The organism is Rhizobium sp. 01N48, assembly GCF_056399145.1.
Window position 1 is genome coordinate 1 of record NZ_JBFTQT010000018.1, and the last position, 11,214, is coordinate 11,214.

Here is an 11,214-nt window from a genome sequence, read left to right on the forward strand (position 1 = left end):
ACCAGTCCGTTCAGGCGGGTGTCGCGGTAAGCGGTCCACCACGCGACCGTCGAGACGTCGCCGTCGGCCTTGGCCGAGCCTTCATTGAACTTGGCCGGGAGGGGCATCTCCGGGGGAACATGATCCGGGCCACTCACACAGCCCGCGAGCAATAGCAACAATGCCGGAGAGGCAAAACGAAAAGACGCCATTAACTATCTTCCTGTAACTCGACCAAAAAAATCATTCATGTCAGAAGCAATGAAGCTTCACTATCGGCCGCGCTTCGCTCGAAACGAGAAACACCATCCCGAAGCAGTTCGCGGCAATGTATCAATGAGTCTCACTTTATCACAGTGCAGATATGTCACACTCATACCTCATTTTTTTGACGTCGCGAGAAGACGCGGCGGATAACCACAAAGAATGATGGTACGAAGAAAATGCCAAGCGCGGTCGCAAACAGCATGCCGCCAAGCACGCCGATACCGATCGCGTTCTGCGCAGCCGAGCCCGCACCGGTGGCGATCGCCAGCGGCACGACGCCGAGGATGAAGGCCAGCGACGTCATGATGATCGGCCGCAGACGCAGCCTTGCTGCCTCCAGCGTCGCATCGATGATGCCCATGCCTGTTTCCATTCGGTCCTTGGCGAACTCCACGATGAGAATCGCGTTCTTCGCCGCCAGACCGATGGTCGTGAGCAGGCCCACCTTGAAGTAGACGTCGTTTGCCTGGCCGAAGACGGTTGCCGCGACCAGCGCGCCGAGCACGCCGACCGGAACGGCCATGATGACCGAGAACGGGATCGACCAGCTTTCATAGAGCGCCGCGAGGCAGAGGAAGACGACGAGAACCGAGATGGCATAGAGCATCGGCGCCTGCGAACCCGACAGGCGTTCCTGATAGGAAATGCCCTGCCATGCGACGGTGTAGCCGCCGCCGAGTTGTGCCGTCATCTCTTCCATCGCGTTCATGGCGTCGCCGGAGCTGACGCCGGGTGCTGACGCGCCGTCGAGCGGGATGGCGCTCACCGCATTGAAGCGGGCAAGCGTCGGGGCGCCCTTCACCCATTCGGTGCGGGTGAAGGCGGAGAAGGGGACCATCTCGCCATTGGTGTTGCGGGCATACCAGTGGTCGAGGTCGTCTGGCTGCATGCGGAAGGGTGCATCGCCCTGGACGTAGACCGGCTTGATCTCGCCGTTCAGCGTGAAGTCGTTGACGTCGCGACCGGTGAAGATGACCGAGAGCATCGAATTGACCGAGGAGATGTCGACACCCATGGCGCCGATCTTCTCCTGGTCGATGATGATCTTCATCTGCGGCTCGACTTCCTTGTTGTTGCTGCGGAGCGCAACGACCTTGCCGCTCGTGTTGGCCATGCCGATCAGGCGCTTGGACGCCGCGTCGAGCGCCTCGGTGCCATGGCCTCCGGTATCGACGAGATACATGGAGAAGCCGCTGGACACGCCAAGACCCTGGATCGCTGGCGGCAGCAGCGCGAAGACCTGGGCTTCGCGGATCTGCGAGAAGGCGCCCAGCGCGCGGGTTGCGACGGCCTGCGCATGCAGCTTGTCGTCCGTACGCTCGGCGAAGTCCTTGAGCTTGGTGAAGACGATCGCGCTGTTCTGGCCGGAGCCGTTGAAGCCGAAGCCAAGGGCGCCGAAGACGGACTGCACGGCGTCCTTTTCGTTTTCGCGATAGTAGGTCTCGACCTTTTCGACGACGGCCTGGGTCTGCTGGGTGGTCGAGCCCGGGGGCGTGGTCACGATCGTCAGCAGCACGCCCTGGTCTTCCTGCGGCAGGAACGAGGTGGGCAGACGGGTGAAGAAATAGGCGCAGCCGAGGCCGACCAGCAGGAAGACGACCATGACGCGCCACGGGCGCTTCAGGAGATAGCCGATCGAGCGGACGTAGCCGTTGGTGGAGCGCGTAAAGTTGCGGTTGAACCACTCGCTGGCACGGTTCTTCTTGTGGTCATGCACCGGCTTCAGCATCGTGGCGCAGAGCGCCGGCGTGAGCACGATGGCGACCAGCGCCGAGAGCAGCATCGCCGAGACGATGGTGACGGAGAACTGGCGATAGATGATGCCGGTGGAACCGCCGAAGAAGGCCATCGGAATGAAGACGGCCGTCAGGACGAGCGCGATGCCGACGATGGCGCCGGTGATTTCGCCCATCGATTTCTCGGTGGCCTCCATCGGCGACAGCTTCTCTTCCGTCATGATGCGCTCGACGTTCTCGACCACGACGATGGCGTCGTCGACGAGCAGACCGATCGCGAGCACCATGGCGAACATGGTCAGCGTGTTGATCGAATAGCCTGTCGCGGCAAGGATGCCGAAGGTTCCGAGCAGAACCACGGGAACCGCGATGGTCGGGATGAGCGTCGCCCGGAAATTCTGCAGGAAGACCAGGAGAACGACGAAGACGAGCACGATCGCTTCGATCAGCGTGTGCACGACCTTCTCGATCGAGAGCTCGACGAAGGGCGTCGTGTCGTATGGATAAGTGATCTCGACGCCTTCGGGCAGGCCCTTGGAAATGGAATCGAGCGCGGTCCGAACACGGCCGGCCGTATCGATGGCGTTGGCGCCGATCGCGAGGTTGACGGCGAAGCCGCTCGATGGCTGGGCATTGTAGCGCGAGGAGCCGCCATAGCTTTCCTGGCCGATCTCGATGCGCGCGATGTCGCTCAAGCGAACCGTCGAGCCATCCTTCTCGACCTTCAAGATGATGTGCTCGAAGTCGGAAACGGTGGTCAGCTGGCTCTGCGCGGTGATCGTGACGTTCATCTGCTGGCCTTCGACGGAAGGCTGGGCGCCGAGCGAACCCACGGATACCTGCGTGTTCTGTGCCTCGATCGCCGAGGTCACGTCGCCCGTCGTCAGCTGATACTTGACCAGCTTGTAGGGGTCGAGCCAGACGCGCATCGCGTAGCCGGAGCCGAAGATATTGACGCTGCCGACGCCTTCCAGGCGCTGGACCTGCTTTTCGATCGAGTTCGACAGGATGTTGCCGAGATCGACGGAGTTGCGCTTGCCGTCGGTGGAGACCAGCGCGCCGACGAGAAGGATACTTGAGGTCGAGCGGGTGACGCTGATGCCGGCGTCGATGACGTCGCTCGGCAGCTGAGACTGTACGAGCTGCAGCTTGTTCTGCACCTGCACCTGGGCGATATCGGGATCGGCCGCCGTGCCGAAGGTCAGCGAGATGCTGGCCGAGCCGGTCGACGAGGTCGAGGTCATGTAGGTGAGGTCGTCGAGACCGGTCATGCCGTCCTCGATGAGGGTCGTCACCGATTTCTCGACCGTTTCAGCGCTGGCGCCGCGATAGGTGGCGTTGATGCGCACCGTGGTCGGCGCGATATCCGGGTACTGCGAGATGGACAGCGTGAAGATCGCCAGCACGCCCGCGAGCATGATCGTGATCGCTATGACCCACGCAAAGATCGGACGTCGGATGAAAAACTTGGCCATTGGCTAATTCCTGTACGGCTCGGATCAATGATCGACGCGTTACTTCGCGGCGGGCTTCTGCGCGTCGCCGGCGGCGGCCGGAGGCGCCACGGGCACGACGATACCCTTGTCATTGATCTTCATTTCGGTCGGCTTGACCGGCATGCCCGCGGTGATCGACTGCAGGCCGGAAACGATCAGCTGATCGCCGTCCTTGACGCCTTCGGTCACCAGCCATGCATTGTTGGATGGCGATGCGTTTTCGAAGATGCGGTTTTCGACCTTGCCATCCGCGGAAACGAACTGAGCTGACAGCTCACCATTGGCGTTGCGGCTGGTTGCGAGCTGCGGCAGGGCGAAGCCGTTTTCGGAACCGAGTTCCAGCGTCGCGCGGACATACATGCCCGGCAGGATGATGCGGTCGGGATTGGGGAAGCGCACGCGGATGGTGAAGGTGCCGGTCGTTTCGCTGACAACCGACTTCGACATGTCGAGTGTGCCCTTCTGATCGTATTCCTTGCCGTTTTCGAGGATCAGGCGGAAGGCGTCGTTGCCGCTGGTGCCCTTGATCTCGCCATCGGCAATCGCGCTGCGCAGACGCAGCAGGTTGGTGCTCGATTCCGTCAGAAGGATATAGGCCGGGTCGAGCTGGCGCACGGTGGTCAGCGCCGTGGTCTGATTGGCGGAGACGACGTTGCCGACGTTATAGGCCGTCTGGTCGATGACGCCATCGAAGGGGGCGACGATCTTGGTGTGGTCGAGATCGATCTCTGCTGCCGAAAGGGCGGCCTTCGCCGATTCGACCTCGGCCTGCGCCTGCAGGAGGTTGGTCCGTGCTGTCTCAAGCTCGATCTGCGTGGCGCCCGAGCCGACGAGGCGCTGGTAGCGGTCGAAATTGCTCTGCGCGCTGGGAACGCTGGCTTCGGCCTTGGCGATGGCGGCGCGCGCCTGGGCGACGGCTGCGACATAGGGGGCGTCTTCGATCTGGTAGAGAACGTCGCCCTTCTTCACCTCGCCGCCTTCGCGGAAGGTGATGTCGCGGATGAGGCCACTGACCTGCGGACGGATGTCGGCGGCCTGGAACGCTTCGGCGCGGCCGGGAAGGATTGTCGTAACCGGGAAGTCGCCCTTCTTCAGCGTGATCACGCCGACGGCAGCTGCCTGCTGAGCCGCCCCGGCACCGCCGGCGCCCGCGGCCGGTGTCTTGCCGCTGTCGCTGCAGGCGGCGAGAACGCCACCGATGGCAAGAGCCGAGGAAACGAGGAGAAAGCGACGTATCATGTTCAATTCCCTATGCGCTGGCTCGCGGATCGAAGCCTGCCGGGGATGCCACACGACAAACGATCCGGAGTCAAATGCCTCTGATGCGAATTAACAAAGCCTTTAGAAAGTGACGTAATTTATGAATCGTCACTTAGCAAGTGCTATTTTGCAGTGCGGCATCGGCGAAATCGACGATCTGCCTCGCTCGCTCGACCAGGGTTTCCTTATCGTCCTTGACGATCAGAACGGGATGCAGCACGCCTGCAAGCACATCGGCGACGGTCTTTGCGGCGCGCGCAGGGTCCGCGCAGTGATAGCGGCCTTCCGCGACACCTTCGCGAATGATTGCTTCCAGTTTCTGGATGACCTTTTCACGATACCGCCTGCCGGCCTCGATCTTCGCCTCGATGCTGACGAGGACCATTTCGAAGATGTAGGGGTTTTTCTGGATGTCCTCGAGGTGGCTGTCGAGCAGCCGGAGCACGAAGCGGAGCAACTGTTCGCGCGGCGGCAGGTCATCGGCGACGAAGCGGTCGGCGACGTCGCTCAAATGCCGTTCGGCGATCGCATCGACCAGGGCGGTCTTCGAATGAAAGTGCTTGAAGACGTTGGCCGGCGACATGTCGAGCGAAGCGGCGATATCGGCGATCGAGACGGCGACGAAGCCGCGCTGGCGAAACAGCTGCTCGGCCATCGACATGATATCTTCGCGGGTCTCTTCGGCCTTGCGCCTTGGCCTTCGTGCCATGAATTCTCCAGCCGGATCCGCCCGGCTTCGGTGTTTTTCAAAATCTAACGCGACATTGAAAGGGCCTGCAAGCTAAAGTCGCAGGCCTTCATGCAATCGAGCGATTACGGGAAATAGCGCGAGAGGTTCTTGCGCACGCGCTCCACCGGGGTCGCGCCGGTGTCGTCAGGCACGAAGGTCTGCGCGGTGATCGCTTCGTATGCCTTTATATAGACAGCCGAGGTCTCATCGATGAGATCGGTCGGGATCTCGGGGATCTCGTCCTTGTAGGGGTCGCAGCGTTCGGCCACCCAGGCGCGGACGAAATCCTTGTCGAAGCTTGCCGGGCGCGTGCCGGCCTCGAAGCTTGCCTGGTAGCTATCGGCGAGCCAGTAGCGGCTGCTGTCGGGGGTATGGATCTCGTCGGCGAGGATGATCGTGCCGTTCTCGTCGGTGCCGAACTCATACTTGGTGTCGACGAGGATGAGGCCGCGCTTGGCCGCCATCTCCTGGCCGCGGGCAAAGAGCGCCAGCGCGTATTTGGACAGCGTAGCCCACTGCGCCTGCGTCAGCAGACCGCCTTCGACGATCTGATCAGGCGTCAGCGGCTCATCGTGGCCACCGTCGAATTCCTTGCTTGTCGGCGTGATGACCGGCTCGGGGAGCTTCTGGTTGTCGCGCATGCCATCCGGCAGGCGCATGCCATACATCTCGCGCTCGCCCTTCTTATAAAGAGTAAGGATCGAGGTGCCGGTGGTGCCGGCGAGATAGCCGCGCACAACGATCTCGACCGGCAGGATGTCGAGGCGCTTGCCGACGACGACGTTCGGATCGGGATAAGCGATGACGTGGTTGGGGCAGATATCCTTGGTCGCCTCGAACCAGTAGCGCGCCGTCTGCGTGAGGACCTGGCCCTTGTAGGGGATGCAGGTCAGGATCCGGTCAAACGCGCTCAGCCTGTCGGTGCTGATGATGATGCGGCTGCCATCGGCAAGGTCGTAGTTTTCTCGCACCTTGCCGCGGTAGTAATTCGGCAGTTCCGGGAAATGGGCTTCTGAGAGAATACGCACTGGCTTGACCGTCCTTTTGGGTTACGGGGTCGGTTTGATCGGGGCTTTCCCCTGCTCTAGTTCCATCGCCGGGGATGTCAAGCAAGCGGGGCTCAAACCCAGAAGACATATAGAAGCAGCAGGCTCAAAAAGTAGCTCAGCACCGTTACCGGCAGGCCGGCGCGGATGAAATCGGAAAAGCGGTAGCTGCCGATGCCCATGGCGAGCGTATTGTTGTGATGGCCGAAGGGCGTGAGGAAATCGAGTGAAGCACCGAGGGCTACTGCCAACAGATAGGCCTGCGGCTGGTGGTGGCCGGCTGCCGCGAATTCGATCGCGATGGGGCTCAGCACGATGGCGACGGTGGCGTTGTTGACGAAGGGCGTCAGCGCGATCGCCAGCAACAGCACGACGGCAATGCCCGCGAGCGGCTGCGAGACCGGCAGGATCGCGCCCAGCGCCGAGGCGATCACTTCGGCGGTCCCCGAGGTGCCGACGGCCGAGCCGATCGGGATCATCGCGGCGAGCATGATGATGACGGGCCAGTTGAGGTCGGCCATCGCCTGGCGGATGTTCAGGTAGTTGAGGAGCGCCAGGACGAGCACGACGCCGGCGAGCGCGATATCGGGCCGAACGACCGTGGTCGTGGCGATGCCGCACGCAAAGATCGCGAAGGGATGCCAGCTCAGCGAGAATGAAGGCGGGACGGGCGGCGAGGCGAGCGGCAGACATTCGCATTCCTCGAGCGCTTCAGAGATTGCGGCGCGGTTGCCCTCCAGCACCAGGACGTCGCCGATCGAGAGCTGCAGATCCTCGAAGCGTCCCTCGATGCGGGGGGAGCGCATGGATAGGGCGCCGATCGCGATGCCGCGCATCGTGAAGACCTCGAGCGAGCGCAGGCGCGAGCCGACCAGCGTGCTCTCCGGCATGACGACAGCCTCGACGCGGCTTGCCTCGGCCTGCCCATGATCCGTCTGCAGGGCGCCTGATGCGGCGAGGTCGATAAGGACCGTGTCGTCGGCTTCGGCCAGGAGGAGATCGCCGGCTTCGACAATTGAACGTTCGGCGGATCCGAACACGAAGGCGTCGTTGCGCAACAGCGCGTGCGGCTTTAGCGCGAAGCGGGCAGGGAGATCGGCGAGGCTTGCGCCGATCAGCGGCGAGTTCGCGGGCACGCGCCGTTCCGCCACCATGCGGCGCCGTGGCGTTTCGGGTGCTGCCGCATCGTCCTCGCTATCCGCAGAAAAGAGCAGCGGCGCCAACACTGACGTCATCAAGATGCCGGCTGCGGCGACCGGCAAGCCGACATAGGCGAAATCGAACAGACGAAAGCTCTCGCCGGTCGCGGCCGCAAGCGCGTTGCTGACCAGCAGGTTGGCGGGCGTGCCGATCAGCGATACGAGGCCGCCAAGCAAAGCGGCGAACGAGATCGGCATGATCAGCTGCCGTTTGGGGATCGCGCTGACGGCGCTGATGCGCAGCGCCACCGGCAGCGAGATCGAGAAGGCGCCGATATTGTTCATGAAGATCGAGATGAAGCCGGTCACGCCGGACAGGATGGCGATGACGCCGGTGCCGCGCATGCCGCGACTGGCAAGCGCTGTCGACACCCTGTCGAAGAAGCGGGTGCGGGCAAGCACCTGAACCACCAGCAGAATCTCGACGACGGTGATGACCACGGGGCTGGCAAAGCCCGCGAAGACCGCATCGGTCGGATAAAGCCCGAGCGCATAGCCGGCAAGCAGACCCGCGATCGCCACCACCTCGACCCTGAAACGGTCGATCAGAAACAGAACCAGCATCGCGATCAGCAGGATCAGCAGACATGCTTGTTCTAAGGTCATCAGGTCTTCCGGATTGATGCGCTTGCTTTACGTATTGACTGAGAATGTAGCGGTTCGCGGCGCGCTGTATAGAGGGGCGGGCGCAGAGCGCAGTCTATAATCGAGCTCACTCTATAATGAGGCGCACTCTATATTAGGGACGACGGCTCAGATCCCGGGCGCGCGCCAGGCGCCTTGTTCGGTGCGTTCCAGCATCGGGGTCGCGAAGACGGCGACCGTCCGTTCCAGCCATTGCGGGCCGGCCTCGGCGAGTGCCGTGCGCCAGCGCTCGGATTGCAGCATGGCGGCGCCGATCGCGACCGGCTCGATGGAGCAGGCTGACAGCAGCTTGAGGCCGGAGACGATCGAGGTGCCGCTCGAGATGACATCGTCGATCAGCGCGACGCGCCTGCCTTCGAGCAACGGCAGCATGCGCGGATCGATATAGAGGCGCTTCTGCTGGGTGGGAGTGGTGATCGACGACAGCGGCACGGAGAGCTCGTCGCGGTACCAGAACTTCCTGGAGGTGCCGAGCGGCACATATCTTTTGTGTCCGAGTTTCCGCGCCACGGATGAGGCGAGCGTCAACCCGAGCGTCGGCAGTCCAGCGACGACATCGATGTCGAGGCTTTTGAGCTTGTCGGCAAGCTGCCCGGCCAGCGCGTCCAGCACCTCGAAGCTCGCCTGGTTGATGATGAGCGAGGCAAGCGCGTGTTCGCCATCGGCAAGCGGGCGAAGCGGCAGGCGGAGCTGGCGACCGTCAGTCAGCGTCGCGACATAGAAGGATGTGAAGTCACCCCCGATCGAAAAGGTGCCGGGCGCGTGCAGCTCCTGCCAGAAATCGTGCGGGGCGAGGGCGGCGCTGTCTGTCATGATGTCATCTGGTCCGTTTGGTCGTTTCCATGCCGGCGCGGCGGCGCAGCGCCTTGAGCTCGGCCTCGGTCAAAGCGCGTACCGCACCTTTCGGGAGATCGCCGAGTTGGAGGTCACCGATCGCCACGCGCACCAGCCGCAGGCATTCGGTGCCGAGCGCTTCCAGCATGCGGCGGATCTGGCGGTTGCGACCCTCGTCGAGCTCGACTTCGATCCAGGAGTTGCGCTCGCCTTGTCTTAAAAGCGTGGCCGCCGTCGCCTTCAGGAGTTCGCCGTCGTGGCGAACGCCATAGGCCATCTCGGCCAGCATCTCGGGCTCCATGACGCGATCGACCTGGACGTGATAGGTCTTGGTGACATGGGTGACCGGGTCGAGCAGCGCCTGGGCGAAGACCGTGTCGTTGGTGAAGAGAAGCAGGCCTTCGCTTGCCTTGTCCAGCCGGCCGACCGGCGACAGATGCGGGGTATCGACATCCTTGAGGCAATCGAACACCGTCGGGCGGCCTTCCGGATCGTGGCGTGTCGTCACCAGCCCGCGTGGCTTGTTGAGCATCAGATAGGTCATCGGCTCGGCAGCGACATCGCTGCCGTCGACCTTGATCTTCGCCGATGAGAGGTCGATCCAGGCGGCGCTATCGAGCACGGTGCGGCCGTTGACGGTGACGCGACCGTCGGCGATCAGCTTTTCCGCCTGGGTTCGCGAGCAGTAGCCAAGCTTGGACAAAGCGCGCGGCAGGGTCACCCGCTTGCTCTCGACGGCATCCGGCTTATTGCGGCCGTTCTGCCTTTGCGGTGCGCGCCGCTCTCTCAATCGCCTGTTCCTCTGCTCTCTATTATCGGCGTTTTTGGCATGAACGGTGAGGGGATGCCAGACGCGGGGTCGCAAAACGCGGGGATAAGAAGGATCGGACAGGAGGGGAGGGGGCTCTGTCGCTCAGCCAAAAAGAAGAGGCGGCGCCGGTGGCGCCGCCTGTCTTGGCCGCATTTATATATAAGGAGCGGATCGCGGTTGCGACCGCTCTCAGTGACGCGCCATGAAGCCGGCGAGCTGCTCGCGGTTCATGGTAACACCGGCTGCCGCCTTGGCGGGATCCGGATGGGTGTAGGATACGCTGGGCATTTCAGGTAGTTCGAGAGCCTGTTGCATGTTCATGATACCGACCGCCAGGCGGCCCTGCGCTCCGTCTACCGTGACTTCGACGATGCAGTTCGATCCTTTGGCAATCATCAGCAGTCCTCCCTCGTTCTTTATAGTCTCCATTATTGGCCTGAAAAACGGGTTTTTCTAAGACCTAAGTAGTACGGGCCGGATGATACTTCGGATCATCCGGCCCGTAAACAAATTAGATACGTCTAATGTTAACGAATGCTATCGCCACCACTGCTGGCGCTGCGGGGCGGCCTGGGCGCCGCTCAGGAGATAGCCGGCGAGAAAGCCGAGCGCGCCGGCAAGCGCCAGCGCCGTTGTGGTGGCTGCCGGATGCTCGCGAGCGGCGTCGGCCGCGGCCACACCTTCGGCCTTGATCTGGGCAACGGCGGTCTTGGCGCGGGGCGCCATATCCTCATAGGCCTTGCCGGCGCGATCGCGCACTTCGTAATAGGCCTCCGCGCCCTGGGCCGAGATCATCTTCTGCAGACGGGCGACCTCCTGCTGCAGGGCGCTGATGTCCTTGCTGACCGCAGATCTCACATCATCTGTATTGGAAGCCATTGGGCTGTCTCCTTTGTTGCTGACGATAGAAACACGTCTAGAAACACATGGGAGAGGGGTTCGGTTCCGAAAATCGGGCGTTTTGGATGCGGATAATGGCCCATAGGGGAAGATACGCCGTGGATTGGCCCGATGTTCGGGCGCATGCGTGGAGGCGTCGAAATGTCTCCACAGACAGGTCCCGAAATTCCCCCAGTCAAAACAACATGTTATAAAACTGTCAAAAAACTTTGCGTGTGCTTGTTGACTTGTTCGGCTTAGGGGCCTTATAAGCCGCTTCACAGAACGAGGGCGGCGGCGCTGCTGGCGACGGTGACTTTCGCTCTGGATTT

The 11,214-nt window shown here is 62.3% G+C and carries 9 protein-coding genes and 1 pseudogene; all 10 read right to left on the bottom strand.

Translation table 11 applies throughout. The annotated features are described in order from the left end of the window. A pseudogene (locus tag AC1DOG_RS23055) lies at nucleotides 1-191 on the bottom strand (efflux transporter outer membrane subunit); the annotation flags it as partial. Nucleotides 192-352: 161 nt separating this feature from the next. Continuing rightward, entirely contained in the window at nucleotides 353-3,457 is a 3,105-nt protein-coding gene (locus AC1DOG_RS23060) for an efflux RND transporter permease subunit (RefSeq protein WP_113200355.1), read from the bottom strand. Between the two features lie 39 nt (nucleotides 3,458-3,496). Continuing rightward, the gene (locus AC1DOG_RS23065; protein WP_477931326.1) at nucleotides 3,497-4,717 is read right to left on the bottom strand and encodes an efflux RND transporter periplasmic adaptor subunit; all 1,221 of its coding nucleotides are present in this window, start codon (nucleotides 4,715-4,717) and stop codon (nucleotides 3,497-3,499) included. A gap of 133 nt (nucleotides 4,718-4,850) precedes the next feature. Beyond that, nucleotides 4,851-5,447, bottom strand: a complete 597-nt coding sequence (locus tag AC1DOG_RS23070) for a TetR family transcriptional regulator (RefSeq protein ID WP_289729315.1) — start codon at nucleotides 5,445-5,447, stop codon at nucleotides 4,851-4,853. Nucleotides 5,448-5,551: 104 nt separating this feature from the next. Further along, nucleotides 5,552-6,496, bottom strand: a complete 945-nt coding sequence (locus AC1DOG_RS23075; RefSeq protein ID WP_477931328.1) for a phosphoribosylaminoimidazolesuccinocarboxamide synthase — start codon at nucleotides 6,494-6,496, stop codon at nucleotides 5,552-5,554. A gap of 92 nt (nucleotides 6,497-6,588) precedes the next feature. Further along, complete coding sequence (locus AC1DOG_RS23080) at nucleotides 6,589-8,319, bottom strand: SLC13 family permease (protein WP_477931330.1); 1,731 nt, start codon at nucleotides 8,317-8,319, stop codon at nucleotides 6,589-6,591. 147 nt (nucleotides 8,320-8,466) lie between these two features. After that, nucleotides 8,467-9,171 carry a phosphoribosyltransferase gene (locus AC1DOG_RS23085; protein ID WP_477931332.1) on the bottom strand — a complete coding sequence of 235 codons (705 nt, stop codon included), beginning with the start codon at nucleotides 9,169-9,171 and terminating at the stop codon, nucleotides 8,467-8,469. A gap of 4 nt (nucleotides 9,172-9,175) precedes the next feature. Then, nucleotides 9,176-9,982 (bottom strand): pseudouridine synthase, encoded by an 807-nt coding sequence (locus AC1DOG_RS23090; RefSeq protein ID WP_018902527.1) that lies wholly within the window; start codon nucleotides 9,980-9,982, stop codon nucleotides 9,176-9,178. A gap of 210 nt (nucleotides 9,983-10,192) precedes the next feature. Next, nucleotides 10,193-10,399 carry a hypothetical protein gene (locus AC1DOG_RS23095; RefSeq protein ID WP_112946167.1) on the bottom strand — a complete coding sequence of 69 codons (207 nt, stop codon included), beginning with the start codon at nucleotides 10,397-10,399 and terminating at the stop codon, nucleotides 10,193-10,195. A gap of 141 nt (nucleotides 10,400-10,540) precedes the next feature. Continuing rightward, complete coding sequence (locus AC1DOG_RS23100; RefSeq protein ID WP_018902525.1) at nucleotides 10,541-10,882, bottom strand: hypothetical protein; 342 nt, start codon at nucleotides 10,880-10,882, stop codon at nucleotides 10,541-10,543. Nucleotides 10,883-11,214 lie beyond the last annotated feature (332 nt).